28 protein-coding genes and 1 other annotated feature are annotated in these 25983 nt (G+C 41.6%); of the genes, 27 read left to right on the plus strand and 1 reads right to left on the minus strand.

Going from position 1 to position 25983, the window contains the following annotated elements; genetic code table 11:
• Position 1: 1 nt before the first annotated feature.
• The 8 genes from rsmI to D8854_RS00135 all read left to right on the plus strand — a co-directional run bounded on the left by rsmI (position 2) and on the right by D8854_RS00135 (position 6562).
• Entirely contained in the window at positions 2 to 880 is an 879-nt protein-coding gene (gene rsmI / locus D8854_RS00100; protein ID WP_125448828.1) for a 16S rRNA (cytidine(1402)-2'-O)-methyltransferase, read from the plus strand.
• A 150-nt stretch (positions 881 to 1030) separates the two neighbouring features.
• The gene (gene trmFO / locus D8854_RS00105; protein WP_125448830.1) at positions 1031 to 2365 is read left to right on the plus strand and encodes a methylenetetrahydrofolate--tRNA-(uracil(54)-C(5))-methyltransferase (FADH(2)-oxidizing) TrmFO; all 1335 of its coding nucleotides are present in this window, start codon (positions 1031 to 1033) and stop codon (positions 2363 to 2365) included.
• Between the two features lie 83 nt (positions 2366 to 2448).
• On the plus strand, positions 2449 to 3186 hold the full coding sequence (pyrH, locus tag D8854_RS00110) for a UMP kinase (protein WP_000002990.1): 738 nt from the start codon (positions 2449 to 2451) through the stop codon (positions 3184 to 3186).
• A gap of 8 nt (positions 3187 to 3194) precedes the next feature.
• Complete coding sequence (gene frr, locus D8854_RS00115) at positions 3195 to 3752, plus strand: ribosome recycling factor (RefSeq protein ID WP_001262231.1); 558 nt, start codon at positions 3195 to 3197, stop codon at positions 3750 to 3752.
• Positions 3753 to 3811: 59 nt separating this feature from the next.
• Complete coding sequence (gene cvfB, locus D8854_RS00120; RefSeq protein ID WP_125448832.1) at positions 3812 to 4666, plus strand: RNA-binding virulence regulatory protein CvfB; 855 nt, start codon at positions 3812 to 3814, stop codon at positions 4664 to 4666.
• An 11-nt stretch (positions 4667 to 4677) separates the two neighbouring features.
• Positions 4678 to 5283, plus strand: a complete 606-nt coding sequence (locus D8854_RS00125) for a GrpB family protein (RefSeq protein ID WP_125448834.1) — start codon at positions 4678 to 4680, stop codon at positions 5281 to 5283.
• Positions 5280 to 5495, plus strand: coding sequence for a YozE family protein (locus tag D8854_RS00130; protein ID WP_001232084.1), 216 nt, complete (start codon positions 5280 to 5282; stop codon positions 5493 to 5495). Before D8854_RS00125 ends, D8854_RS00130 begins: the two co-directional genes overlap by 4 nt.
• Positions 5496 to 5575: 80 nt before the next feature.
• Positions 5576 to 6562, plus strand: a complete 987-nt coding sequence (locus D8854_RS00135; protein ID WP_000658201.1) for a PhoH family protein — start codon at positions 5576 to 5578, stop codon at positions 6560 to 6562.
• A gap of 56 nt (positions 6563 to 6618) precedes the next feature.
• Here D8854_RS00135 and ald read toward each other — a convergent pair whose 3' ends face one another.
• Complete coding sequence (ald, locus tag D8854_RS00140) at positions 6619 to 7731, minus strand: alanine dehydrogenase (RefSeq protein ID WP_125448836.1); 1113 nt, start codon at positions 7729 to 7731, stop codon at positions 6619 to 6621.
• Positions 7732 to 7906: 175 nt separating this feature from the next.
• Here ald and D8854_RS00145 point away from each other — a divergent pair, with 175 nt between their 5' ends.
• The 19 genes from D8854_RS00145 (at position 7907) to D8854_RS00245 (ending at position 25900) form a co-directional block, all read left to right on the plus strand.
• Positions 7907 to 8476 carry a GNAT family N-acetyltransferase gene (locus tag D8854_RS00145; RefSeq protein WP_125448838.1) on the plus strand — a complete coding sequence of 190 codons (570 nt, stop codon included), beginning with the start codon at positions 7907 to 7909 and terminating at the stop codon, positions 8474 to 8476.
• A 66-nt stretch (positions 8477 to 8542) separates the two neighbouring features.
• Positions 8543 to 9193, plus strand: a complete 651-nt coding sequence (locus D8854_RS00150; protein ID WP_125448840.1) for a helix-hairpin-helix domain-containing protein — start codon at positions 8543 to 8545, stop codon at positions 9191 to 9193.
• A complete protein-coding gene (locus D8854_RS00155) occupies positions 9177 to 11417 on the plus strand; it encodes a DNA internalization-related competence protein ComEC/Rec2 (protein ID WP_125448842.1) in 2241 nt (746 codons plus the stop codon). Before D8854_RS00150 ends, D8854_RS00155 begins: the two co-directional genes overlap by 17 nt.
• A 407-nt stretch (positions 11418 to 11824) precedes the next feature.
• Positions 11825 to 12418, plus strand: a complete 594-nt coding sequence (locus tag D8854_RS00165) for an ABC transporter ATP-binding protein (RefSeq protein ID WP_125448844.1) — start codon at positions 11825 to 11827, stop codon at positions 12416 to 12418.
• Positions 12415 to 13587, plus strand: a complete 1173-nt coding sequence (locus D8854_RS00170; RefSeq protein WP_125448846.1) for a hypothetical protein — start codon at positions 12415 to 12417, stop codon at positions 13585 to 13587. Before D8854_RS00165 ends, D8854_RS00170 begins: the two co-directional genes overlap by 4 nt.
• A gap of 167 nt (positions 13588 to 13754) precedes the next feature.
• Positions 13755 to 13886, plus strand: a sequence feature (ribosomal protein L20 leader region).
• A gap of 15 nt (positions 13887 to 13901) precedes the next feature.
• On the plus strand, positions 13902 to 14432 hold the full coding sequence (infC, locus tag D8854_RS00180) for a translation initiation factor IF-3 (RefSeq protein ID WP_185768044.1): 531 nt from the start codon (positions 13902 to 13904) through the stop codon (positions 14430 to 14432).
• Between the two features lie 32 nt (positions 14433 to 14464).
• Entirely contained in the window at positions 14465 to 14665 is a 201-nt protein-coding gene (gene rpmI, locus D8854_RS00185) for a 50S ribosomal protein L35 (RefSeq protein WP_001125942.1), read from the plus strand.
• A 51-nt stretch (positions 14666 to 14716) separates the two neighbouring features.
• Entirely contained in the window at positions 14717 to 15076 is a 360-nt protein-coding gene (gene rplT / locus D8854_RS00190; RefSeq protein ID WP_000124830.1) for a 50S ribosomal protein L20, read from the plus strand.
• Between the two features lie 58 nt (positions 15077 to 15134).
• The gene (locus tag D8854_RS00195; RefSeq protein WP_125448852.1) at positions 15135 to 15515 is read left to right on the plus strand and encodes a VOC family protein; all 381 of its coding nucleotides are present in this window, start codon (positions 15135 to 15137) and stop codon (positions 15513 to 15515) included.
• A gap of 247 nt (positions 15516 to 15762) precedes the next feature.
• A complete protein-coding gene (locus D8854_RS00200) occupies positions 15763 to 16563 on the plus strand; it encodes a dihydroorotate dehydrogenase electron transfer subunit (RefSeq protein WP_125448854.1) in 801 nt (266 codons plus the stop codon).
• On the plus strand, positions 16526 to 17512 hold the full coding sequence (locus tag D8854_RS00205; RefSeq protein WP_185768045.1) for a dihydroorotate dehydrogenase: 987 nt from the start codon (positions 16526 to 16528) through the stop codon (positions 17510 to 17512). Before D8854_RS00200 ends, D8854_RS00205 begins: the two co-directional genes overlap by 38 nt.
• 131 nt (positions 17513 to 17643) lie before the next feature.
• Positions 17644 to 19668, plus strand: a complete 2025-nt coding sequence (locus tag D8854_RS00210) for a glucosaminidase domain-containing protein (RefSeq protein ID WP_125448858.1) — start codon at positions 17644 to 17646, stop codon at positions 19666 to 19668.
• Positions 19669 to 19752: 84 nt separating this feature from the next.
• Positions 19753 to 19989 carry a DUF2829 domain-containing protein gene (locus tag D8854_RS00215; protein WP_000141913.1) on the plus strand — a complete coding sequence of 79 codons (237 nt, stop codon included), beginning with the start codon at positions 19753 to 19755 and terminating at the stop codon, positions 19987 to 19989.
• On the plus strand, positions 19982 to 20680 hold the full coding sequence (locus D8854_RS00220; protein ID WP_000198456.1) for a 3-oxoacyl-ACP reductase: 699 nt from the start codon (positions 19982 to 19984) through the stop codon (positions 20678 to 20680). Before D8854_RS00215 ends, D8854_RS00220 begins: the two co-directional genes overlap by 8 nt.
• A gap of 10 nt (positions 20681 to 20690) precedes the next feature.
• Positions 20691 to 21170, plus strand: coding sequence for an NUDIX hydrolase (locus D8854_RS00225; protein ID WP_125448860.1), 480 nt, complete (start codon positions 20691 to 20693; stop codon positions 21168 to 21170).
• A 7-nt stretch (positions 21171 to 21177) separates the two neighbouring features.
• Positions 21178 to 21906 (plus strand): GNAT family N-acetyltransferase, encoded by a 729-nt coding sequence (locus tag D8854_RS00230; RefSeq protein WP_125448862.1) that lies wholly within the window; start codon positions 21178 to 21180, stop codon positions 21904 to 21906.
• A gap of 41 nt (positions 21907 to 21947) precedes the next feature.
• Positions 21948 to 22796 carry a putative PEP-binding protein gene (locus tag D8854_RS00235; protein WP_125448864.1) on the plus strand — a complete coding sequence of 283 codons (849 nt, stop codon included), beginning with the start codon at positions 21948 to 21950 and terminating at the stop codon, positions 22794 to 22796.
• Positions 22793 to 23233: an ASCH domain-containing protein gene (locus tag D8854_RS00240; RefSeq protein WP_125448866.1), complete on the plus strand. Its 441-nt coding sequence runs from the start codon at positions 22793 to 22795 to the stop codon at positions 23231 to 23233. The genes D8854_RS00235 and D8854_RS00240 overlap by 4 nt, the downstream gene beginning before the upstream one ends.
• A gap of 120 nt (positions 23234 to 23353) precedes the next feature.
• Positions 23354 to 25900 carry a M1 family metallopeptidase gene (locus D8854_RS00245; RefSeq protein ID WP_125448868.1) on the plus strand — a complete coding sequence of 849 codons (2547 nt, stop codon included), beginning with the start codon at positions 23354 to 23356 and terminating at the stop codon, positions 25898 to 25900.
• The last annotated feature ends 83 nt before the right edge of the window (positions 25901 to 25983 follow it).

The following is a 25983-nucleotide window of genomic DNA, read 5'->3' on the forward strand; positions in this document are numbered from 1 at the left end:
CATGCAGATTCAAAAAAGTTTTAAGGGGCAAACTCCCCATGGCAAGCTTTACCTAGTGGCAACGCCAATTGGCAATCTAGATGATATGACCTTTCGTGCCATCCAGACTCTGAAAGAGGTGGACTGGATTGCTGCTGAGGACACGCGCAATACAGGACTTTTGCTCAAACATTTTGACATTTCGACCAAGCAGATCAGTTTTCACGAGCACAATGCCAAGGAAAAAATTCCTGATTTGATTGATTTTTTGAAATCAGGACAAAGTATTGCTCAGGTTTCTGATGCGGGTCTGCCTAGTATCTCGGACCCTGGGCATGATTTGGTTAAGGCAGCTATTGAGGAAGAGATTGCAATTGTCACTGTTCCAGGAGCCTCTGCAGGAATTTCTGCCTTGATTGCCAGTGGCCTAGCACCACAACCACATATCTTTTACGGTTTCTTACCGAGAAAATCAGGCCAGCAAAAGCAATTTTTCGACTCGAAAAAAGACTATCCAGAAACTCAAATTTTCTATGAATCGCCCCATCGTGTAGCGGATACGCTAGAAAATATGCTAGCAGTATACGGCGATCGATCGGTCGTCTTGGTCAGAGAATTGACCAAAATCTATGAAGAATACCAACGAGGTACCATTTCTGAGTTATTAGAAAACATAGCTGAAACGCCACTCAAGGGCGAATGCCTTCTCATCGTTGAAGGCGCTAGTCAGGATGTGGAGGAAAAGGGCGAGGAGGACTTGTTCTTAGAAATTCAAGCCCGTATCCAGCAAGGCATGAAGAAAAATCAAGCTATTAAAGAAGTTGCGAAACTCCACCAGTGGAATAAAAGTCAGCTCTACGCAGCCTACCACGAATGGGAAAAAAATCAAGAAAATGACTAAACAGGGAAGTTTGCCTTCTTCCCTTTTTTTGTTATACTAGTAAGAGTGATTATCTATAGAAAGCTTATGGGAGGCTGTTACTAATAGCTAAGAAAAGGAGGAGCGAATTGTTCTCTTCGGATTTTACTCTCATAATGGTAAAAAAGTCTTATGTCTCAATCTTATATCAATGTTATCGGTGCAGGTTTAGCGGGGTCTGAAGCTGCCTACCAAATTGCAGAACGTGGTATTCCAGTTAAACTCTATGAAATGCGTGGTGTCAAGTCAACACCCCAGCACAAAACAGACAATTTTGCAGAGTTGGTTTGTTCCAATTCTCTTCGTGGAGATGCTCTAACCAATGCTGTTGGGCTTCTCAAGGAAGAAATGCGTCGCTTGGGTTCGGTCATCTTGGAATCTGCTGAGGCTACTCGTGTTCCTGCAGGAGGAGCTCTTGCAGTGGATCGTGACGGTTTCTCTCAAATGGTGACCGAGAAAGTAGCCAACCATCCCTTGATTGAGGTGGTGCGTGATGAAATTACAGAATTACCGACAGATGTTATTACGGTTGTCGCTACTGGTCCTTTGACCAGCGACGCCCTAGCTGAAAAGATTCATGCCCTTAATGATGGGGATGGATTCTATTTCTACGATGCGGCGGCGCCGATTATCGATGTCAATACCATCGATATGAGCAAGGTCTATCTCAAGTCTCGTTATGACAAGGGAGAAGCAGCCTACCTCAATGCCCCTATGACCAAGCAAGAATTTATGGATTTCCATGAAGCATTGGTCAATGCGGAAGAAGCCCCGCTCAATTCGTTTGAAAAAGAAAAGTACTTTGAAGGTTGTATGCCTATCGAAGTCATGGCTAAGCGTGGCATTAAAACCATGCTTTATGGTCCGATGAAACCAGTCGGTTTAGAGTATCCAGACGATTATACAGGCCCTCGTGACGGGGAGTTCAAAACACCGTATGCAGTTGTCCAGCTTCGTCAGGACAATGCGGCTGGTAGCCTCTACAATATCGTTGGTTTCCAAACCCACCTCAAATGGGGGGAGCAAAAGCGTGTTTTCCAAATGATTCCAGGTCTTGAAAATGCTGAGTTTGTCCGTTATGGGGTCATGCACCGCAATTCTTACATGGATTCACCAAATCTTCTTGAGCAAACCTATCGTTCTAAGAAACAGCCCAATCTCTTCTTTGCTGGCCAGATGACGGGTGTGGAAGGCTATGTCGAGTCAGCAGCATCAGGCTTAGTTGCAGGTATTAACGCCGCTCGTCTTTTTAAGAGAGAAAGTGAGGCAATTTTCCCAGAAACAACAGCTATCGGAAGTCTAGCTCATTACATCACCCATGCGGACAGCAAACATTTTCAACCGATGAATGTCAATTTTGGGATTATCAAGGAGTTGGAAGGAGAGCGTATCCGTGATAAGAAGACTCGTTATGAAAAAATTGCAGAGCGTGCTCTTGCTGACTTAGGGGAATTTTTAACTGTCTAATTTTTTTGAAAGAATTGCTCATGATACTATAAAAATCTTAGAAATTGTGATAAAATAGGTAGGATGAAAAAAGGAGAGTAAAAATGGCGAACCCCAAGTATAAACGTATTTTAATCAAGTTATCAGGTGAAGCCCTTGCAGGCGAACGTGGCGTAGGGATTGATATCCAAACAGTTCAAAAAATTGCAAAAGAGATTCAAGAAGTTCATAGTCTAGGGATCGAAATTGCCCTTGTAATTGGTGGAGGAAATCTCTGGCGTGGTGAACCTGCTGCTGAGGCAGGTATGGACCGCGTTCAGGCTGATTACACTGGAATGCTTGGGACTGTTATGAATGCTCTTGTAATGGCAGATTCATTGCAGCAAGTTGGTGTAGATACGCGTGTGCAGACAGCTATTTCTATGCAACAAGTGGCTGAGCCTTACGTACGTGGACGTGCCCTTCGTCATCTTGAAAAAGGCCGTATCGTTATCTTTGGTGCCGGAATTGGTTCACCTTACTTCTCAACCGATACAACAGCGGCACTTCGTGCAGCTGAAATCGAAGCAGATGCCATCCTTATGGCTAAAAATGGTGTCGACGGTGTTTACAATGCCGATCCTAAGAAAGACAAGACAGCCGTTAAGTTTGAAGAATTGACTCACCGTGATGTTATCAACAAAGGTCTTCGTATCATGGACTCAACAGCTTCAACCCTTTCAATGGACAACGACATTGACTTGGTCGTTTTCAATATGAACCAACCAGGAAACATCAAACGTGTCGTATTTGGTGAAAATATCGGAACAACAGTTTCAAACAATATCGAAGAAAAGGAATAAGAAAGATTATGGCTAACGCAATTGTAGAAAAAGCAAAAGAAAGAATGACCCAGTCTCACCATTCACTTGCTCGTGAATTTGGAGGTATCCGTGCTGGTCGTGCCAACGCAAGCTTGCTGGACCGTGTACATGTAGAATACTATGGAGTAGAAACTCCTCTTAACCAAATCGCTTCTATCACCATTCCAGAAGCGCGTGTCTTGTTGGTAACACCATTTGACAAGTCTTCATTGAAAGACATCGAACGTGCCTTGAATGCTTCTGACCTTGGTATCACACCAGCTAATGACGGTTCTGTGATCCGCTTGGTTATCCCTGCTCTTACAGAAGAGACTCGTCGTGACCTTGCCAAAGAAGTGAAGAAGGTCGGTGAAAATGCTAAAGTAGCTGTCCGTAACATCCGCCGCGACGCTATGGACGAAGCTAAAAAGCAAGAAAAAGCAAAAGAAATCACTGAAGACGAATTGAAGACTCTTGAAAAAGATATTCAAAAAGTAACAGACGATGCTGTGAAACACATTGACGACATGACTGCCAACAAAGAAAAAGAACTTTTGGAAGTCTAAAATTAAACAGAAAAACTCAGTTGGCATTGCTGGCTGAGTTTTATTCGAAAGAAGGAAATATGAATACAAATCTTGCTAGTTTTATCGTTGGACTCATCATCGATGAAAATGACCGTTTTTACTTTGTGCAAAAGGATGGTCAGACTTATGCTCTTGCTAAGGAAGAAGGTCAACACACAGTAGGGGACACGGTCAAAGGTTTTGCCTACTCGGATATGAAGCAAAAACTCCGCTTGACCACTCTAGAAGTGACTGCCACTCAGGACCAATTTGGTTGGGGAACCGTAACGGAAGTTCGTAAGGACTTGGGTGTCTTTGTCGATACAGGTCTACCTGATAAGGAAATCGTTGTGTCACTCGATATCCTCCCTGAGCTCAAGGAACTCTGGCCAAAGAAAGGTGATCAACTTTACATCCGTCTTGAAGTGGACAAGAAAGACCGAATCTGGGGACTCTTGGCTTATCAGGAAGACTTTCAACGTTTGGCTCGTCCTGCCTACAACAACATGCAGAACCAAAACTGGCCAGCCATTGTATATCGTCTCAAGCTGTCAGGAACCTTTGTTTACTTGCCAGAGAATAACATGCTTGGTTTTATCCACCCAAGTGAGCGCTATGCAGAGCCACGTTTGGGACAAGTGCTAGATGCGCGTGTTATCGGTTTCCGTGAGGTGGATCGTACCTTGAACCTATCCCTCAAACCACGTTCCTTTGAAATGTTGGAAAATGATGCTCAGATGATTTTGACCTACTTGGAAAGCAATGGCGGTTTTATGACCTTGAATGATAAGTCATCCCCTGAGGACATCAAGGCGACCTTTGGCATCTCAAAAGGCCAGTTCAAGAAAGCACTCGGCGGCTTGATGAAGGCTGGTAAAATCAAGCAAGACCAGTTTGGGACAGAGTTGATTTAAACCTTATAGACATGATAAAGAAACTTGAAGAAATGAGTTTAGAGGAACTCTGGCAACTTTTTCCTATTTTTCTAGTAGAGCACAAGTCAGAGTGGAAAGACTGGTATGAATTGGAAAAAACAAATTTGGAAAAAATATTGGGTGCAAATGTTATTCAAAGAATAGAACATATCGGTAGCACTGCTATCCCTAATATTTGGGCTAAAAATATCGTTGATATTCTGTTAGAAGTAGGTAAAATAGAGGATTTAGCAAGAGTTAGGGATTTATTGGTGAAGAATGGGTGGCTAGTGATGTCGGAGAGTCCTAACAGGATTTCGCTAAATAAAGGCTATACAGAGCAGGGATTTGCTGAGAAAGTTTTTCATTTACATTTGCGAATGACGGGAGATCATGACGAGATTTATTTTAGAGATTATCTCTGCCAGCATCCAGATATTGCCCAAGCGTATCAGGAATTAAAACTCAGTTTGTGGAAAAAATTTGAACACAATCGAGACGGCTATACAGATGCGAAAACAGATTTTATAAACCACTACGTTTCAGAGGCTAAGTCCAGTAATTTTCAAGAATCAGAAAAGTGTCATCAAAAAACTCTTGATAGGAGAAAGAATTGAGAAAATCATTTTACACTTGGCTCATGACCGAGCGCAATCCTAAAAGTAATAGCCCTAAAGCCATCTTGGCAGACCTCGCTTTTGAAGAGTCAGCTTTTCCAAAACATACAGATGATTTTGATGAGGTGAGTCGCTTTTTGGAGGAGCATGCCAGCTTCTCTTTTAACCTAGGAGACTTTGACGCCATCTGGCAAGAATACTTAGAACACTAGAGACAATGAGATGAGGCTAGTATTTTATTGTTCTCTTTGCTATAATAAAAAGAAATAAACGGATTAGAGAGGTTCTTTATTTGAAGGAACATTCAATAGACATTCAACTGAGTCATCCAGATGACTTGTTCCATCTTTTTGGTTCCAATGAGCGCCATCTTCGTTTGATGGAAGAAGAGCTCGATGTGGTGATTCATGCTCGTACGGAGATTGTGCAGGTTTTGGGAGAAGAGACTGCCTGTGAGGAAGCCCGTCAGGTTATCCAGGCTTTGATGGTCTTGGTGAATCGAGGAATGACCGTTGGCACGCCAGATGTGGTGACTGCGATTAGCATGGTCAAAAACGATGAAATCGATAAGTTTGTCGCCCTTTACGAAGAAGAAATTATCAAGGACAATACTGGGAAACCGATCCGTGTCAAAACCTTGGGTCAAAAACTTTATGTGGACAGTGTCAAACAGCATGATGTGACCTTTGGAATCGGACCTGCAGGGACAGGGAAGACCTTTCTTGCAGTGACTTTGGCAGTAACTGCCCTTAAACGTGGGCAAGTCAAGCGAATTATCCTCACTCGTCCAGCAGTGGAAGCTGGCGAGAGTCTAGGATTTCTTCCGGGCGATCTTAAGGAGAAGGTTGATCCTTATCTTCGACCAGTTTATGATGCCTTGTATCAGATTCTCGGCAAAGACCAAACGACTCGTCTCATGGAGCGTGAAATTATCGAAATCGCGCCCCTTGCCTATATGCGTGGTCGGACCTTGGATGATGCCTTTGTCATTCTCGATGAGGCACAAAATACGACCATCATGCAGATGAAGATGTTCCTGACTCGTTTAGGATTTAATTCGAAGATGATTGTCAATGGGGATATCAGTCAGATTGACCTGCCACGTAATGTCAAGTCCGGTTTGATTGATGCCCAAGAAAAACTCAAGAACATCCACCAAATCGACTTTGTTCATTTTTCAGCCAAGGATGTGGTTCGCCATCCAGTTGTCGCTCAGATTATCCGAGCTTATGAACCAGCTCCAGTTAAGGTTGAAGAAAAGAACCAAGAAACAGAATAGCAAAAAAGCAGTTCAGATGTGAACTGCTCTTTTTCTGATTTAATGACTGATTGTTGTTAAACAAGTTCGTCGATAGACGTATAATCTTTATCGAGGCCTTGAGCAACTGGGAGACTGGTCAAGTAACCTTGATAAGTGGTCACACCTTGACGCAAGCCCTCATCTTCAGAGATTGCTTGTGCGAATCCTTTGCCAGCTAGAGCCTCGATATAAGGAAGAGTGACATTGGTTAGGGCGATAGTAGAAGTACGGGCGACCGCACCAGGGATATTGGCAACGGCATAGTGGAGAACACCGTGTTTCTCATAGACAGGCTCATCGTGCGTTGTCACACGGTCAGCTGTCTCGATAACACCACCTTGGTCAACGGCAACATCAACGATGACAGAGCCTGGACGCATTTGTTTGACCATCTCTTCTGTCACCAATTTCGGTGCTTTAGCACCAGGAATGAGAACTGCACCAATCACCACATCAGCATCTCTCACACTTGCTTCAATGTTGAATGAATTAGACATAAGAGTTTGGATTTGGTTTCCAAAGACTTCTTCTAGGACTGAGAGACGTTTGGCACTGATATCTAAAATAGTCACTTGAGCACCAAGACCAAGGGCGATGCGGGCAGCATGTGTACCGACGACACCACCACCGATGATGGTTACTTTTCCTTTTGGAACACCTGGTACACCACCAAGTAGAACACCAGAGCCACCAGCTTGCTTAGTAAGGAAGTGAGCTCCGATTTGAACAGCCATACGACCAGCAACCTCACTCATAGGAACGAGGAGTGGCAGATGACCTTGGCTGTCACGGACCGTTTCATAGGCAATTCCTGTTGTTTTTGCTGCTAGCATAGCATCTGCCAATTCTGGAGCAGCGGCCATGTGCAAGTAGGTGAAGAGGAGAAGATCGTTGCGCAAGTAACCATATTCAGAAGCTAATGGTTCTTTTACTTTCACGACTAACTCGGCAGCCCAGGCTTCAGCAGCAGTAGCGACAATCTCAGCTCCTTGCTTTTGATAGTCTGCATCAGTAAATCCTGAACCGAGACCAGCATTTGTTTCGATAAGGACACGATGACCACGACCAACTAAGCTATGAACACCAGCGGGGGTCAAGGCAACGCGATTTTCATTATTTTTAATTTCTTTTGGAATTCCAATTAACATAGAGATAACCTACCTTTCAATTGACGGGATTATTATAGTTGTCACATTCCATTTCATAAATCAAAAATGTGATGGTTTTATTGTATATGAAACCGCTTCAAAAATCAAGAAAAACTTGTCATCCAAATTTATTTATGCTAGACTAGTGAGAATCAAGATCTAATGGAGGGAAAGTATGGAATCAATATTTGTGAAATTTGCCCAGTATCCATCTATAGAAACGAAGCGTTTATTGCTCCGACCTGTAACCTTGAATGATGCAGAAGCTATGTTTGACTATGCCTCAGATAGAGAAAATACACGCTACACTTTTCCAACCAATCAAAGCTTAGAAGAAACTAAGAACAATATTGCTCAGTTCTACTTGGCCAGTCCCTTGGGACGTTGGGGAATAGAACTAAAAAGCAATGGTCAGTTTATCGGAACCATTGACTTGCACAAGATTGACTCCATTCTCAAAAAAGCAGCCATTGGCTACATTATCAATAAAAAGTATTGGCATCAAGGATTGACGACAGAAGCCAATCGTGCCGTGATTGAGCTGGCTTTTGAGAAGATTGGAATGAACAAGTTGACCGCACTTCACGACAAGGACAATCCTGCATCTGGCAAGGTCATGGAGAAATCAGGTATGCGTTTTTCCCACGAAGAACCCTATGCCAGAATGGATAATAAAGAACCAGGTCGAATTGTCACAAGAGTTCATTATGTCTTGACCAAGGAAGACTATTTTGCAAATAAGTAAGCAGTTGAAAAGATTTTTCAGCTATTTTTTTCTTTCTCTTGCGAATAAGTTAAGAGAGGAGAAAATATGGAAGCAATTATCGAGAAAATCAAAGAGTATAAAATCATTGTCATCTGTGCTGTTTTAGGCTTGGCCTTGGGCGCATTTTTCCTACTAAAGCCAACTACACAGACACCTGTGAAAGAAACAAACTTGCAAGCTGAAGTCTCGGCTGTTTCAAAGGATTCATCGTCTGAAAAAGAAGTGAACAAGGAAGAAAAGGACGAACCCCTTGAACAAGATCTAATTACAGTAGATGTCAAAGGTGCTGTTAAATCGCCAGGGATTTATGATTTGCCAGTAGGGAGTCGGGTTCATGATGCCGTTCAGAAGGCAGGTGGCTTGACAGAGGAGGCAGATAGCAAGTCGCTCAATCTAGCCCAGAAAGTTAGTGATGAGGCTCTGGTCTATGTTCCAACTAAGGGAGAAGAAGCAGCTAGTCAGCAGGCTGCCTCTGGAACGACTCCTTCGACAAGTAAAGAAAAGAAGGTCAACCTTAATAAAGCTAGTCTGGAAGAACTAAAGCAGGTCAAAGGCTTGGGAGGAAAACGAGCCCAGGATATTATCGATCATCGTGAGGCAAATGGCAAGTTCAAGTCGGTTGATGAATTAAAGAAGGTCTCTGGTATTGGCGCTAAGACCATAGAAAAGCTAAAAGATTATGTCACAGTGGATTAAGAATTTCCCTATCCCCCTAATCTATCTGAGTTTTCTGTTACTCTGGCTTTACTATGCTATTTTTGGAGCGTCCTATCTCGCACTGCTAGGTTTTGTTTTTCTGCTGGTCTGTCTCTTTTTCCAATTTCCTTGGAAATCGGCTGGAAAAGTTCTAGCGATTTGTGGAGTTTTTGGATTTTGGTTTTTGTTTCAAAACTGGCAACAGACACAAGCTAGTCAAAACCTAGTGGATTCTGTTGAGAGGGTACGGATTTTACCAGATACCATCAAAGTAAATGGGGATAGTCTATCCTTTCGGGGGAAGTCTGATGACCGTACCTTCCAAGTTTACTATAAACTCCAGTCCGAGGAAGAGAAAGAGTACTTTCAAGACTTAACAGACCTTCATGAGATAGAGTTAGAAGGAAAATTGTCCGAGCCAGAAGGGCAGAGAAATTTTGGTGGATTTGACTACCAAGCCTATCTGAAAACTCAAGGGATTTACCAGACACTGACTATCAAGAGTATCCAGTCACTTAAAAAAGTTAGCAGTTGGGATATGGGAGAAAATTTGTCCAGTTTACGTCGAAAGGCTGTGGTTTGGATTAAGACGCACTTTCCAGACCCTATGCGCAATTATATGACGGGGCTCTTGCTGGGACATTTGGACACGGACTTTGAGGAGATGAATGAGCTTTATTCCAGTCTTGGAATTATTCACCTTTTTGCCTTATCAGGTATGCAGGTGGGCTTCTTTATGGATGCCTTTAAGAAACTCCTCTTACGATTGGGCTTGAGCCAAGAAAGGTTGAAGTGGCTGACCTATCCTTTTTCCCTTATCTATGCAGGTCTGACAGGATTTTCAGCTTCAGTCATTCGCAGTCTCTTGCAAAAGTTACTAGCCCAACATGGTGTTAAGGGCTTGGACAATTTTGCCTTGACGGTTCTTGTCCTCTTTATCATTATGCCCAACTTTTTCCTAACGGCAGGAGGTGTCTTGTCCTGTGCTTACGCTTTTATCTTGACCATGACAAGCAAAGAAGGGGAGGGGCTCAAGGCTGTTGCCAGAGAAAGTCTAGTCATTTCCTTGGGAATATTGCCCGTTCTATCCTTCTATTTTGCAGAATTTCAGCCTTGGTCTATCCTTTTGACCTTTGTATTTTCCTTTCTTTTTGATTTGATTTTCTTACCACTCTTATCTATCTTGTTCGCCTTTTCTTTTGTCTATCCTGCCGTTCAATTTAACCTTATCTTTGAATGGTTGGAGAGCATCATTCGTTTGGTATCGCAGATGGCAAGTAGGCCCTTGGTCTTTGGACAACCAAGTTCCTTGGTTTTAATGTTACTGCTTATTTCCCTAGCCTTGGTCTATGATATGAGAAAAAACTTCAAAAGACTAGCAATACTAGGCTTGTTTGTCGTGGGTCTCTTTTTCTTGACCAAGCATCCGCTGGAAAATGAAATTACCATGCTGGATATAGGGCAAGGGGAAAGTATTTTTCTACGGGATGTGACTGGTAAAACCATCCTCATAGATGTGGGTGGTAAAGCAGAAACCGACAAGAAAATCGAGGATTGGCAAAAAAAGGCGACGAGTAGCAATGCCCAGCGAACCCTGATTCCCTATCTAAAAAGTCGCGGAGTAGCCAAGATTGACCAGCTGATTTTGACCAACACAGAGAAGGAACATGTTGGAGATTTGCTGGAGGTGACCAAGGCTTTCCAAGTCGGGGAGATTTTAGTATCAAAAGGAAGTCTGACACAGAAGGAATTTGTGGCAGAACTACAAGCGACTAACACCAAGGTGCAAAGTGTGACGACAGGGGAGAATTTACCGATTTTTGGCGGTTACTTAGAAGTTCTATCTCCAAAAAAAATTGGAGAAGTTAGTCCCGATGATACCCTTGTTCTTTATGGAAAACTCTTGGATAAGCACTTTCTCTTTACTGGAAACCTGAAGGAGAAGGGAGAGAAGGAACTTTTAAAGCAACACCCTACCTTAGAGGTGGATGTCTTGAAAGCTGGCCAGCATGGTGCTAAAACATCATCAAATCCAGCTTTTCTGGAAAAACTTAAACCAGAAATTACACTCATCTCAGTTGGAAAGAACAATCGTGTGAAGCTCCCCCATCAGGAGACATTGACACGACTGGAAACCATCAAGAGTAAGATTTACCGAACCGATCAGCAAGGAGCCATTCGCTTTAAAGGATGGAATAGTTGGCAAATAGAAAGTGTTCGTTAGGAAGAAATGATGTTATATATTAGTCAAATAAACTAAAAATCTGTTGCATAATACTGAGAAAAACGATATAATGAAAGTGTTTTCAATAGTAATGATATAAAGGCAATGAAAACCTTGAAAAATCAGAAAAAGTTGTTTTATTAGCCAGTTTGTTATCTATTGATCTTTTTCAGTCCAGCGTATCTGCTGTGACAATCACTAAGTTATCGGTATGATTACAATACCGCTTGGAAGTATAGTATGAATCACCACAGACATAAGAATGTGTAAACATTTCAAGATGGTCTGCTTATTACTCTATAATGACTATAAAGTTGGTCCGATTGGCATTATGTTCGCTATGAGGTCATTAATTACTACAGCGGAGGCTATTAATCCTTAAAGAGTGAGAAAAAGGAGGGCTGGATATGTTAAATCTTACTCATGTTACCTTAAAAACGCGACAAGTCATCTTGCAAGATGCGGATTTTACCTTTAAAAAGGGTAGGATTTATGGCCTTCTTGCTATCAATGGCTCGGGAAAGACGACCCTGTTCCGCGCTATTAGCAAGCTGCTTCCCCTTAGTAGTGGACATATCGCAGCTCCTCCTTCTTTGTTTTATTATGAGAGCGTTGAATGGCTGGATGGAAACTTAAGTGGGATGGACTACCTTCGTCTTATCAAAAACATCTGGAAGTCAGAACTGAACTTGATGGATGAAATTAATTACTGGGAAATGTCTGACTATATCAGCCTTCCTATCCGAAAGTATTCCTTAGGCATGAAGCAACGCTTGGTGATTGCCATGTATTTCCTCAGTCAGGCAAAATGCTGGCTCATGGATGAGATTACAAATGGCTTAGACGAGTACTATCGACAGAAGTTTTTTGATAGACTGGCACAAATCAATAGACAAGAACAGATGGTTCTTTTGAGTTCCCACTACAAAGAGGAGTTAGTGGAGATTTGCGATAGCATGGTAACCATTCATCAGGGGCAGATAGAAGAGGTTCCGTTATGAAAGATATTAGCCTATTTTTGTTAAAGAAAGTTTTCAAAAGTCGTTTAAACTGGATTATCTTACTTTTATTTGCATCTGTACTCGGTGTTACCTTTTATTTAAATAGTCAGACTGCAAACTCACACAGCTTGGAGAGCGAGTTGGAAACCCGTCTTGTAAAAGATGAGAGAATCATCAATGAAAATGAAGAGGAACTCTCCCAAATGTCTGACACCAGCTCGGAGGAATATCAGTTTGCTAAAGAAAATTTAGACATACAAAAAAATCTTTTGACTCAAAAGAAAGAAATTCTGGCTTTGTTAAAAGAAGGACGCTGGAAAGAAGCCTACTATTTGCAGTGGCAAGATAAGGAAAAGAGTTATGAAATTGTATCGAAGGAATCGACTTCTGACCCTGACTTTAAAATGGCGGTTGACCGCGAACGGAAGATTTACCAAGCCCTGTATCCCTTGAACATAAAAGCACATACTTTGGAGTTTCCGACCCACGGGATTGATCAGATTGTCTGGATTTTAGAGGCTATCATCCCAACCTTGTTTGTGGTTGCTATTATTTTTATGCTAACGCAACTATTTGCAGAAAGATATCAAAATCATCTGGATACAGCTCAGTTATATCCTTTTTCAAAAGTGACATTTGCAATATCCTCTCTTGGAGTTGGAGTGGGTTATGTAACTGTGCTGTTTATCGGAATCTGTAGCTTTTCTTTTCTAGTGGGAAGTCTGATAAGTGGTTTTGGACAGTTAGATTATCCCTACCCGATATATAGCTTAACGAATCAAGAGGTAACCATTGGAAAAATACAAGATGTGTTATTTCCTGGCTTGCTCTTAGCTTTCTTAGCCTTTATTGTCATTGTGGAAGTAGTGTACTTGATTGCTTACTTTTTCAAGCAAAAAATGCCTGTCCTCTTTCTTTCACTTATTGGGATTGTTGGCTTATTGTTTGGTATTCAAACGATCCAGCCTCTTCAGAGTATTGCACATCTGATTCCCTTTACTTACTTGCGTTCAGTAGAGATTTTATCTGGAAGATTACCTAAGCAAATTGATAATATCAATCTAAATTGGAGCATGGGGATGGTCTTACTTCCTTGCCTGATTATTCTTTTGTTAGTGGGGATTCTATTTATTGAAAGATGGGGAAGTTCACAGAAAAAAGAATTTTAAATAGATCCTAGCTTTCCTATAGGGAAAATAAGTAAAAACTAACACAGAGAGGGAATCAACAAGGTTCTCTCTTTTTGATGCGGACATCAAGAAGAAAACAGAAAGTTTTTCGAAAAAATGACTTTTTATCTTGACAAGGAATAGAAAACTTGGTATCATATAAAAGTTGAGAAAAGCAGAAGTGAGAGCTTCTCGCCTTGTGACATCAAGTTGCCTGGCCCTACGGATGAAAAGTTTCTAAGAAACGCTATCATAACGTGCGGGCTTGTATTATTACGAGTCCGCTATTGTTTTTCTCTAATAATAAAAAAGAGGTGAAAACCATAGCAAAGCAAGACTTATTCATCAATGATGAAATTCGTGTACGTGAAGTTCGCTTGATCGGTCTTGAGGGAGAACAGCTAGGCATCAAGCCACTCAGCGAAGCGCAAGCATTGGCTGATAGTGCAAATGTTGACTTAGTATTGATTCAACCCCAAGCAAAACCACCTGTTGCTAAAATTATGGACTACGGTAAGTTCAAATTTGAGTATCAGAAAAAGCAAAAAGAACAACGTAAAAAACAAAGTGTTGTTACTGTGAAAGAAGTTCGTCTGAGTCCAACTATTGACAAGGGTGACTTTGACACAAAACTTCGCAATGCACGCAAGTTCCTTGAAAAAGGAAATAAAGTTAAGGTATCCATTCGCTTTAAAGGGCGTATGATCACCCATAAAGAGATTGGTGCAAAAGTTTTAGCCGAGTTTGCTGAAGCAACACAAGATATTGCGATCATCGAACAACGAGCTAAGATGGATGGACGCCAAATGTTCATGCAGTTGACGCCAGCAACTGACAAAAAATAAGTGTCAGAAAGTTAAATAAAGGAGAAAAAATCATGCCAAAACAAAAAACACACCGCGCATCAGCTAAACGTTTCAAACGTACAGGTTCTGGTGGACTTAAACGTTTCCGTGCTTACACTTCTCACCGTTTCCACGGAAAAACTAAGAAACAACGTCGTCATCTTCGTAAAGCATCTATGGTGCATTCAGGAGATTTCAAACGTATCAAAGCAATGCTTACTCGCTTGAAATAATAGCCTAACAGTAAGTAAACAATTCTAGGAAATATTTGGAGGAAATAAAACATGGCACGTGTTAAAGGTGGCGTTGTATCACGCAAACGTCGTAAACGTATTCTTAAATTAGCAAAAGGTTACTATGGAGCTAAACACATCTTGTTCCGTACTGCAAAAGAACAAGTAATGAACTCTTACTACTATGCATACCGTGACCGTCGTCAGAAAAAACGTGACTTCCGTAAATTGTGGATCACTCGTATCAATGCGGCAGCTCGTTTGAACGGACTTTCATACTCACAATTGATGCATGGTTTGAAATTGGCTGAAATCGAAGTTAACCGTAAAATGCTTGCTGACTTGGCTGTTAACGATGCAGCAGCTTTCACAGCTCTTGCAGATGCAGCTAAAGCAAAACTTGGTAAATAATAATTGATAAGACTGGAACAGAATTGTCCCAGTCTTTTTAGAAATAAAGGAGAAAGCTATGGCTTCAAAAATGCTACACACCTGCTTGCGAGTAGAAAACCTTGAAAAATCAATCGCCTTTTATCAAGACGCTTTTGGCTTTAAAGAATTGCGTCGCAAGGATTTTCCAGATTATGCCTTCACCATTGTCTATCTTGGACTTGATGGTGATGACTACGAGTTGGAATTGACCTATAACTATGACCACGGCCCTTACGTGGTAGGAGATGGCTTCGCCCATATCGCCCTCAGTACACCTGACCTTGAGGCACTTCATCAAGAACATAGCAACAAAGGCTATGAGGTTACAGAGCCAAAAGGCCTACCAGGAACTGCACCAAACTATTACTTTGTCAAGGATCCTGACGGCTACAAGGTCGAAGTCATTCGTGAAAAATAATCCAGTGAAGTCAAGTAGAACGTTCGTTTTCTACTTGACTTTTTTTCTTCGAAAGAGTATACTAATACAAATTTAACCTTTAAGGGGAGTCCAGAGAGACTCACAAGGTGTCAGATAAAAGAATAGTACAATTTTCTAGAGGAGACTTTTTGAGTGTGCTCTATCGTTTTGTACGATTTTAACTGAGGCCTTGCATTAGCAAGGCCTTTTCTTTATCTGGTCCCCTTAAATTTAAGGAGGAAAAGTCATGAATCCCACATGTAAGAAGCGCTTGGGTGCCATTCGTTTGGAAACCATGAAGGTGGTAGCACAAGAGGAAATCGCGCCAGCAATCTTTGAATTAGTCCTAGAAGGGGATATGGTTGAAGCCATGCGAGCAGGCCAATTTCTCCATCTGCGTGTGCCTGATGATGCCCATCTCTTGCGCCGTCCTATTTCAATTTCGTCTATTGACAAGGCAAACAAGCAGTGTCATCTTATTTATCGGATTGAGGGTGCTGGGACAGCTATTTTTTCAACCTTAAGTCAGGGAGATACTCTTGATGTGATGGGGCCTCAGGGAAATGGTTTTGACTTGTCTGATTTAGACAATCAGAGCCAAATTCTCCTCGTTGGTGGTGGGATTGGTGTTCCACCCTTGCTTGAGGTGGCCAAGGAATTGCATGCGCGTGGGGTGAAAGTAGTGACAGTCCTCGGTTTTGCGACTAAGGATGCTGTTATTCTCGAAATCGAATTGGCTCAATATGGTCAGGTTTTTGTAACGACAGATGATGGTTCTTATGGCATCAAGGGAAATGTGTCCGTCGTCATCAATGATTTAGAAAATCGGTTTGATGCCGTTTACTCATGTGGTGCTCCGGGAATGATGAAGTACATCAATCAAAGATTTTATGATCATCCAAGAGCCTACCTATCTCTGGAATCTCGTATGGCTTGTGGGATGGGAGCTTGCTATGCCTGCGTCCTAAAAGTGCCAGATAGTGAGACCGTCAGCCAACGAGTCTGTGAAGATGGCCCTGTTTTCCGCACAGGAACAGTTGTATTATAAGGAGAAAGTCATGACTACAAATCGTTTACAAGTTTCTCTACCAGGCTTGGATTTGAAAAATCCCATCATCCCAGCATCAGGCTGTTTTGGTTTTGGTCAGGAGTATGCCAAGTACTATGATTTAGACCTTTTAGGCTCCATTATGATCAAGGCAACGACACTTGAACCCCGTTTTGGTAATCCAACTCCTAGGGTGGCAGAAACACCTGCTGGTATGCTCAATGCAATCAGCTTGCAAAATCCTGGTTTAGAAGCTGTTTTAGCTGAAAAGTTGCCTTGGTTGGAAAGAGAATACCCAAATCTTCCTATCATCGCAAATGTTGCAGGCTTTTCAAAACAAGAGTACGCTGCCGTTTCTCGAGGAATTTCCAAGGCTGCAAATGTAAAAGCTATCGAGTTAAATATCTCTTGTCCGAATGTGGATCACGGCAATCATGGACTTTTGATTGGGCAAGATCCTGACTTGGCTTATGAAGTGGTAAAGGCAGCTGTGGAAGCTTCCCATGTACCAGTTTATGTTAAGTTAACCCCTAGCGTGACGGATATTGTCACCGTCGCCAAAGCCGCAGAAGATGCAGGAGCAAGTGGGTTAACCATGATTAATACTCTAGTCGGTATGCGCTTTGACCTCAAAACTAGAAAACCAATCCTAGCCAATGGAACAGGTGGAATGTCAGGTCCAGCAGTTTTTCCAGTAGCCCTCAAACTCATCCGTCAAGTCGCCCAAACAACAGACCTTCCTATCATTGGAATGGGAGGAGTGGATTCGGCAGAAGCTGCGCTAGAAATGTATCTGGCTGGTGCCTCTGCCATTGGAGTTGGAACAGCCAATTTTACCAACCCTTATGCTTGTCCTGATATCATCGAACATCTGCCAAAAGTCATGGACAAATATGGCATTAGCAGTTTGGAAAATCTCCGTCGAGAAGTTAAAGCCAGTCTGAGATAAGCTAGGTCTTCCTTATCGTCAACAAGAAATAGAATCTTCATCAATTTGTAATATTTCCGTCTGTTAACTATGTTACAATAGGTTTTGTAAAATAGTAATAGTGTAAATCGTTTTCTACAGAGGAGAATAAAATGAAGAAGATACTACTTGCAAGTACTGTCGTTCTTTCTATGGCAGGATTTGCAAAGACATCTGTATATGCTGAAGAATCTCAGGTTACGAAAAAAACTCAGACCACAGATGTAGTCGAGAAAAAAGAAGAAGTTACTCCCAAAAAAGAAATTCCTCAAGTGGAGCCCAAGAAAGAGCCAGTTGTAAAAGAGGAAAATTCTTCTAAAGATGACTCATCCAAAAAGGGAAAAAAAGAGGAAGTTATCAAGGAAGGTTGGCAGAAAGAACAAGGAAACTGGCGTTTTTATGAAAATAACCAGCCTGTCGTAAACTGGAAAAAAATTAGTGGCACTTGGTATTACTTTGATAAAAATGGCATTATGCTCAGTAATACCATAGTTGATGATTACCTTGTCAAAGGTAACGGTGCTATGGCGGAAAACGATTGGGTGAAAATATCTGACCAATGGTACTATGCAACAGCTTCAGGCAAGATTTCTCGCAATAAATGGGAAAAGATTGAAGGCGTCTGGTATTACTTTGACAAAAACGGTATTATACTCAGTAATACTATAATTGATGATTACCTTGTCAAAGGCAACGGTGCTATGGCAGAAAATGATTGGGTAAAAATATCTGACAAGTGGTACTATGCAACAGCTTCGGGCAAGATTTCTCGCGACAAATGGGAAAAGATTGAAGGTTCTTGGTATTACTTTGATAAGGATGGTGTCATGCTTAGTCGCACCATCTATAATGACTATCTCTTCCAAGGTAGTGGTGCCATGGCAGAAAATGATTGGGTGAAAATATCTGACAAGTGGTACTATGCAACAGCTTCAGGCAAGATTTCTCGCAACAAATGGGAAAAAATAAAAGGAACATGGTACTATTTCAATAGCGATGGTGTGATGGCAAGTAGCCAGTGGAAAAGTGACTATTATCTGAAAGATAGTGGCGCTATGGCGGAAAAAGAGTGGATTTTTGATAAATCCTACAATAGCTGGTTTTACTTGAAGTCAGGTGGGGCCTACGCTTCCCGTGAATGGATTGGATCATACTACCTTAAATCTGGTGGCTATATGGCCAAAAATGAATGGATTTTTGACAAAGATTACGATGCTTGGTACTATCTAAAAGATGATGGTCGATATGTAACAGGTACTTTTACGATCAAAGGTAAAGAGTATTCCTTCCAGAATAATGGGAAGTGGATATCAGAGGCAAAATATTATAAAGTGAAGCCAATTACTGCTTATGTTTATAGCGCTTCTGGTAAAAGATTGAGTTATGTATCACAGGGAACTATCGTCTCACTTGGAGATACACAATCTAAAAAAGATAGTCAAATACCAGTCAATATTTCTGGTTTATCCGGCTTCATGAATAAAAGTGATTTAGTAGCTATTGATAAAGATAGTGAATTTGTCCCTCATTATACAAGTGATGGCAAGTATTTTTACCATGAGTTATCACCTTATGTAAGTCTCCGTGTTGCGCCACATAGCTCAGCTATGACTATTGGTAAGAAATATTATTCAACTGATGGAATTCATTTTGATGGCTTTACCATTGAAAATCCCTTCCTCTTTAGAAATTTGACTAAACCAAGTAATTACAGCGCAGCCGAATTGGATAAAGTTTATTCTTTGATGAATATTAGGGATAGTCGTCTCGCTGGTAAGGGTGCTATTTTTAAGGAAGCTGAGGAACGATATGGTGTGAATGCTCTTTACTTAATGGCTCATAGTGCACTTGAGAGTGCTTGGGGACGGAGCCAGATTGCCAAGGATAAGAATAACTTCTTTGGAATTGCGGCTTATGATTCGAGCCCATATACCTCGGCCAAAAAATTTGATGATGTGGATAAGGGGATTCTCGGTGCGGCTAAGTGGATTCGCGAGAACTATATTGACCGCGGAAGAGACCACCTTGGGAACAAAGCTTCTGGTATGAATGTACGCTATGCTTCTGACCCATACTGGGGAGAGAAAATTGCCAGTATCATGATGACTATCAATAGCAAACTTGGTGGGAAAGACTAGGGAAGAACAAAATCGGGAACCATGATAGATTGGTTGTCGATTTTTTGTTATAATAAAAATAAGTAGACAACAAAGGAGACAGTCATGACATTTGAAGAAATCCTGCCTGGATTAAAGGCTAAGAAAAAATATGTACGAACTGGTTGGGGAGGGGCAGAAAACTATGTCCAACTTTTTGACACCATCGAGCAAAATGGTGTAGCTCTTGAGGTGACGCCCTATTTCCTAATCAACGTGTCTGGAGAAGGGGAAGGTTTTTCCATGTGGAGCCCGACACCTTGTGATGTTTTGGCAACGGATTGGGTAGAAGTGCATGACTAGACGTGTATTGATTACGGGAGTGAGTTCAGGTATCGGTTTGGCTCAAGCTCGACTCTTTTTAGAGAAGGGTTACCAAGTTTATGGAGTTGACCAAGGTGAAAATCCACTCTTACAGGGTGATTTCTACTTTTTACAGAGAGATTTGACCTTGGACTTGGAGCCTATTTTTGACTGGTGTCCTCATGTTGATATTTTGTGTAATACTGCAGGAGTATTAGATGATTACAAACCACTTTTGGATCAAACAGCGCAGGAAATTCAAGAGATTTTTGAAATCAACTATGTGACTCCTGTTGAGTTGACTCGCTATTATTTGATGCAAATGCTGGAAAATAAAAAAGGAATTATCATTAATATGTGCTCCGTTGCTTCAAGTCTAGCTGGAGGAGGTGGTCATGCCTATACCTCGTCTAAGCACGCCTTGGCTGGCTTTACCAAGCAGTTGGCTCTGGACTATGCTGAAGCTGGGATTCAGGTCTTTGGGATCGCTCCAGGAGCTGTTAAGACAGCTATGACCGCTTCCGACTTTGAACCAGGTGGATTGGCTGACTGGGTGGCTAGTGAAACGCCAATCAAGCGCTGGATTGAGCCAGAGGAAGTAGCAGAGATTAGCTTTTTCTTAGCAAGTGGGAAAGCGAGCGCCATGCAAGGACAAATCCTGACGATTGATGGTGGCTGGTCTTTGAAGTAGGAGAAGTTGGATGGAAATCAAAAAACACTTTGGAGTCTATGGCATTTGCTTTGAAAATGGGAAGTTACTCTGTATTGAAAAAACGAGAGGCCCTTATCAACATCGTTATGATCTACCGGGTGGTAGTCAGGAAGTAGGTGAAGGACTGACAGAAACTTTGATTAGAGAAGTTATGGAAGAGACAGGATTTACTGTTAGAAGCTATTCCAATCCTCGAATCTACGATGTTTTCGTCAGGGAAGAGTTAAAAAATTTTATGGTTCACCATATCATGGCATTTTATGATATTGAGGTCAACGAGAAGGAACCTCAGGTTACGATTTCGGAAGCTGTCTCTGATGGTGCGAATGATTCACTCGGATATATTTGGATGGATATTCAGAAAATCACAGAAGAAAATGCATCGCCATTAGTTTTGAAGGTTAAGTCTGAATTATTAGGATTTCCAAAATTAGATATGACAAGCTATAGAAATTGGAAGGTGAAGTAGGGGGATAATGGAACTATTTAAAACATGGAAGAAAAATATGGTTTTCTATGGTCTTAAATCTCAAATCGGAACTGTCTACCGAAATAGTGATAGGACAACAAGCTTTTATGATGTTGGGAATTTTCTATACCTAGCAGGGGAGTTAGATTCCAGATTTTGGGAAGATTTTGTTAGAAAATATGGTTTAGATTATAAGATTATTATTTCAGAAAATACTAGTTGGCAAGATTTTCTGCATCGGAAAGTAGGGTTAAATTCTTTTACTCGCTATTCTTTTAAAGATAAGGCAAATTTTCAAGTTGAATTTCTAAATGATCTAGTTACTCATTTAGAGGAAGGTTACAATATTGTGCCTATTGATAATCATATTTATAACTGCTTTTCTGAGGAAGAATGGTCACAAGATTTACAGGGGGATTTTGAGTCCTATCAGGATTTTGTTTTAAAAGGTGGATTTGGCTTTGTGATTCTTAAAAATAATGAACTGATTGCTGGGATTTCCTCAGGGTTAGTTTACTGTGGAGCAGTTGAAGTGGAAGTTGCAACTAGACTAAACGAACAAGGAAATGGATTTGCTAAAAAGCTTGGTGCTGCAATGATTTTAGAGAGTTTAAATAGAGATATGTTTCCACTTTGGGATGCTCATAACGAGGCTTCCAAAAAAGTAGCAGAATTTTTAGGATATGAGTTAGTTGAACCTTATGAAGCTTTTGAACTAGAGGAAGGTATCATATAATGATATCTGATATTGTATCTTTTAAGACGAGGTGAATGGACATGCAAAACCAACTTGCCCTTAGTGGCGAGAAAATCGCTGAAAAAGTTTACCCACAACTATTGCATCATGTTGGTATGATTCGTGGGGAATACTTGCTAAGAGAGCTTAATCAAAACATCCTATTAGCAAGTTGTCAGCAATTTGTAAAAGATTATCTAAACACCGTTTGCTCCTTGTACTCAGATGAAGAGGTTTGGTATCGTTTTTCAGAGTTAACAAATACAGAAGCTAATTGTTTAGAGTGGACTAAAGAGCATTTTGATGAAAATCATCCCTTGTTTGGATATAGAGGGATAAGGCGTTTGCTGGCGTGTCCGAATGAATTTCAGGCTGAGACACATGTCGTTACAGAAGTTTATCAAACCAATCCCAATCTGTCTGTTATTTTTCCTTTTGTCAATGATGCCGACCAATTAAAACAAGCTATTAGAGTATTGCGTGAGCATGGTTTTACTGGAAAAGTCGGTACAATGATTGAATTACCGTCAGCTTATTTTGACTTGGACAGAATACTGGAAACTGGTATTTCAAAGATTGTAGTTGGAATGAATGATTTGACTTCTTTTGTTTTTGCGACTGTGAGAAACAGTCAATGGCATGATATGGAAAGTCCAATAATGTTAGATATGCTGAGAGATATGCAGGATAAAGCAAGTATGAAAAAGATTGACTTTGCTGTAGCAGGCTATCTGAATGCTTCTTTCATACAAAAAATGAATCAGATGGGTATCAAGTGTATTATCCACTACAGTTCTATTCCAGAGATTTTTAATTTAGAGATTGACCTTCCAGACCACCTCAAACGTGTAAAGGAAGTAAGTAAAAAATTACAAAGGAGTGACCTATGACACCGCAAGAAATGTGGAATGACTACAAGAAAATCAACCCCTATATCGGAGATGAGATAGATGCCTGGGCTTTTGGAGTGGAAGCCGATCTCTTGGCAGATTTGGTTTNAAAAGGCGAAAAGACAGCAACCGCCTCAGTCTACGACCTCTACGCACTAAAAGACGAACCTCTTCCACAAGAAGGAACCTTCGATGTCATTTTAGACAGTCAAAATCAGGCTGTCTGCATTGTCGAAATTACCAAGGTTTCCGTTCAGCTTTTCAGTCAAGTTTCTGCAGACCATGCCTACAAGGAAGGTGAGGGAGACAAATCTTTAGCCTATTGGCGCCAGGTTCACGAAGACTGTTTCACCGAGTGGATGAGGGAGGCTGGCCTGACTTTTACACCTGAAAGCAAGGTCGTTTTAGAAGAATTTCGCAAGGTCTACCCACTCTAGACTGTAGAAGGAAGAAAGTTTTGGAAATCACTGTCCAATCCTTTTTTCTCAAGCAAAACATGATATAATAAGTTTGTTTGAAGAAGAGTAAAACTCTTAAACTTAGAATAGGAGAAAACTATGCAAGCAGTTGAACATTTTATTACGCAATTTGTTCCTGAACACTATGATTTATTTCTAGACTTGAGTCGTGAGACCAAGACGTTTTCTGGGAAGGTGACCATCACTGGTCAAGCGAAAAGTGACCGTATTTCCCTTCACCAAAAAGACTTGGAAATCGCTTCTGTAGAAGTTGCGGGTCAAGCGCGTCCATTTACAGTTGATCATGACAATGAAGCCCTTCATACCGAATTGGCTGAGGCTGGTCAAGTTGAAATGGTCATCGCTTTTTCAGGAAAAATCACAGACAACATGACAGGGATTTACCCTTCTTATTACACAGTTGATGGAGTCAAGAAGGAAGTCTTATCTACTCAGTTTGAGAGCCATTTTGCGCGTGAAGCCTTTCCATGTGTGGATGAGCCCGAAGCAAAAGCAACTTTTGACCTCGCTCTTCGTTTTGACCAGGCAGAAGGTGAAGTGGCCTTGTCAAACATGCCTGAGATTGATGTTGAACACCGCAAGGAAACAGGTATTTGGAAGTTTGAGACAACACCTCGTATGTCATCTTACTTGTTGGCCTTTGTAGCTGGTGATTTGCAAGGGGTGACCGCTAAAACTAAAAACGGTACTCTTGTAGGTGTCTACTCAACGAAAGCTCACCCACTATCTAACCTTGATTTCTCACTGGACATCGCCGTTCGCTCAATTGAGTTCTACGAAGATTACTACGGAGTTAAGTACCCAATTCCTCAATCGCTTCATATCGCCCTTCCTGACTTCTCAGCTGGTGCTATGGAAAACTGGGGTCTTGTGACCTACCGTGAAGTTTACTTGGTTGTGGATGAGAACTCTACCTTTGCCAGCCGTCAGCAAGTTGCCCTTGTTATCGCCCACGAGCTTGCCCACCAATGGTTTGGTAACCTCGTGACTATGAAATGGTGGGATGACCTTTGGCTCAATGAAAGCTTCGCTAACATGATGGAATACGTCTGTGTGGATGCCATCGAGCCAAGTTGGAATATCTTTGAAGATTTCCAAACAGGTGGAGTTCCAGCTGCGCTTAAACGCGATGCGACGGATGGCGTTCAGTCTGTCCATGTCGAAGTCAAACACCCAGATGAAATTAATACGCTCTTTGATGGCGCTATCGTCTATGCCAAAGGAAGCCGTCTCATGCACATGCTTCGCCGTTGGCTCGGTGATGCGGATTTTGCTAAAGGCTTGCACGCTTACTTTGAAAAACACCAGTACAGCAACACCATCGGTCGTGACCTTTGGAATGCCCTTGGTCAAGCATCAGGACGTGATGTTGCAGCCTTTATGGATTCTTGGTTGGAACAACCTGGCTATCCAGTTCTCACTGTCAAAGTTGAAAATGATGTCTTGAAGATTTCACAAAAACAATTCTTTATAGGTGAGCACGAAGACAAGAACCGTCTCTGGGTTGTGCCACTCAACAGCAACTGGAAAGGTTTGCCTGATACACTTGAAACTGAAAGTATCGAAATTCCTGGCTACACAGCTCTTCTTGCTGAAAATAAAGGAGCTCTTCGTCTTAATACTGAAAATACAGCCCATTACATTACGGACTATCAAGGAGATTTATTAGATGCAGTTCTTACTGACCTAGTTGAGCTTGATAACACAAGCAAACTACAAATCGTCCAAGAACGTCGTTTGCTTGCTGAAGCAGGGCACATTTCTTATGCGGACTTGCTCCCTGTGCTTGATAAACTTGCCAAGGAAGAGTCTTACCTTGTGGTTTCAGCTGTTTCTCAAGTGATTTCTGCCCTTGAGCGCTTTATCGATGAAGGAACAGAAGCTGAAACAACCTTCAAAGCACTGGTTGCTAAATTGGCTCGTCACAACTATGTTCGTCTTGGTTTTGAAGCTAAAGAAGGGGAATCAGATGAGGATGAATTAGTTCGTCAATTGACCATTTCCATGATGATTCGCTCAAATGATGCAGAAGCTAGTCAAGTCGCTAGCCAAATCTTTGCAGCTCACAAGGAAAATCTTGCAGGACTTCCAGCAGCAATTCGTGCTCAAGTTCTCATCAATGAAATGAAACACCATGAGACCAAGGATTTGGTCGCAACTTATCTGGACCTCTACACTCATGCGACGGATGCGGTCTTTAAACGCCAGCTGGCAGGAGCTCTTGCGTACAGTACAGATGTGGACAATATCCAAACCTTGATTGGTTCATGGAAAGATAAATTTGTAGTGAAACCACAGGACCTTTCTTCATGGTACCTCCATTTCCTCGGACACCAAGCAACCCAAGAAACTGTTTGGGTTTGGGCGCGAGAAAACTGGGATTGGATCAAGGCAGCCCTTGGTGGTGATATGAGCTTTGATAGTTTTGTTATCTTCCCATCACACATCTTTAAAACAGAGCAACGCTTGGCAGAGTACAAGGAATTCTTTGAACCGCAACTTTCTGACCTCGCTCTTAGCCGAAACATCCGTATGGGAATCAAGGATATCGCAGCGCGTGTTGACTTGATTAAGCGTGAGAAAGCAGCAGTCGAAGCTGTTGTAGCCCAATATGCTAAAGCTTAATTCGTTCGAAATGTAAATAAAAACTCAACTTTCTATCTGAAAACAAGAGAGAGTTGAGTTTTTTTTAAGGCAATTTTGGTATA

Source organism: Streptococcus mitis, from assembly GCF_003943905.1.
GTDB classification, from domain to species: Bacteria; Bacillota; Bacilli; order Lactobacillales; family Streptococcaceae; genus Streptococcus; species Streptococcus mitis_BC.

Excerpts from the sequence above, each read along its gene's own strand:
- rsmI (WP_125448828.1), top strand. The coding sequence starts at position 2 with ATGCAGATTCAAAAAAGTTTTAAGGGGCAAACTCCCCATGGCAAGCTT.
- trmFO (WP_125448830.1), top strand. The coding sequence starts at position 1,031 with ATGTCTCAATCTTATATCAATGTTATCGGTGCAGGTTTAGCGGGGTCT.
- pyrH (WP_000002990.1), top strand. The coding sequence starts at position 2,449 with ATGGCGAACCCCAAGTATAAACGTATTTTAATCAAGTTATCAGGTGAA.
- frr (WP_001262231.1), top strand. The coding sequence starts at position 3,195 with ATGGCTAACGCAATTGTAGAAAAAGCAAAAGAAAGAATGACCCAGTCT.
- cvfB (WP_125448832.1), top strand. The coding sequence starts at position 3,812 with ATGAATACAAATCTTGCTAGTTTTATCGTTGGACTCATCATCGATGAA.
- D8854_RS00125 (WP_125448834.1), top strand. The coding sequence starts at position 4,678 with ATGATAAAGAAACTTGAAGAAATGAGTTTAGAGGAACTCTGGCAACTT.
- ald (WP_125448836.1), bottom strand. The coding sequence starts at position 7,731 with ATGTTAATTGGAATTCCAAAAGAAATTAAAAATAATGAAAATCGCGTT.
- D8854_RS00145 (WP_125448838.1), top strand. The coding sequence starts at position 7,907 with ATGGAATCAATATTTGTGAAATTTGCCCAGTATCCATCTATAGAAACG.
- D8854_RS00150 (WP_125448840.1), top strand. The coding sequence starts at position 8,543 with ATGGAAGCAATTATCGAGAAAATCAAAGAGTATAAAATCATTGTCATC.
- D8854_RS00155 (WP_125448842.1), top strand. The coding sequence starts at position 9,177 with ATGTCACAGTGGATTAAGAATTTCCCTATCCCCCTAATCTATCTGAGT.
- D8854_RS00165 (WP_125448844.1), top strand. The coding sequence starts at position 11,825 with ATGTTAAATCTTACTCATGTTACCTTAAAAACGCGACAAGTCATCTTG.
- D8854_RS00170 (WP_125448846.1), top strand. The coding sequence starts at position 12,415 with ATGAAAGATATTAGCCTATTTTTGTTAAAGAAAGTTTTCAAAAGTCGT.
- rpmI (WP_001125942.1), top strand. The coding sequence starts at position 14,465 with ATGCCAAAACAAAAAACACACCGCGCATCAGCTAAACGTTTCAAACGT.
- rplT (WP_000124830.1), top strand. The coding sequence starts at position 14,717 with ATGGCACGTGTTAAAGGTGGCGTTGTATCACGCAAACGTCGTAAACGT.
- D8854_RS00195 (WP_125448852.1), top strand. The coding sequence starts at position 15,135 with ATGGCTTCAAAAATGCTACACACCTGCTTGCGAGTAGAAAACCTTGAA.
- D8854_RS00200 (WP_125448854.1), top strand. The coding sequence starts at position 15,763 with ATGAATCCCACATGTAAGAAGCGCTTGGGTGCCATTCGTTTGGAAACC.
- D8854_RS00205 (WP_185768045.1), top strand. The coding sequence starts at position 16,526 with ATGGCCCTGTTTTCCGCACAGGAACAGTTGTATTATAAGGAGAAAGTC.
- D8854_RS00210 (WP_125448858.1), top strand. The coding sequence starts at position 17,644 with ATGAAGAAGATACTACTTGCAAGTACTGTCGTTCTTTCTATGGCAGGA.
- D8854_RS00215 (WP_000141913.1), top strand. The coding sequence starts at position 19,753 with ATGACATTTGAAGAAATCCTGCCTGGATTAAAGGCTAAGAAAAAATAT.
- D8854_RS00220 (WP_000198456.1), top strand. The coding sequence starts at position 19,982 with ATGACTAGACGTGTATTGATTACGGGAGTGAGTTCAGGTATCGGTTTG.
- D8854_RS00225 (WP_125448860.1), top strand. The coding sequence starts at position 20,691 with ATGGAAATCAAAAAACACTTTGGAGTCTATGGCATTTGCTTTGAAAAT.
- D8854_RS00230 (WP_125448862.1), top strand. The coding sequence starts at position 21,178 with ATGGAACTATTTAAAACATGGAAGAAAAATATGGTTTTCTATGGTCTT.
- D8854_RS00235 (WP_125448864.1), top strand. The coding sequence starts at position 21,948 with ATGCAAAACCAACTTGCCCTTAGTGGCGAGAAAATCGCTGAAAAAGTT.
- D8854_RS00245 (WP_125448868.1), top strand. The coding sequence starts at position 23,354 with ATGCAAGCAGTTGAACATTTTATTACGCAATTTGTTCCTGAACACTAT.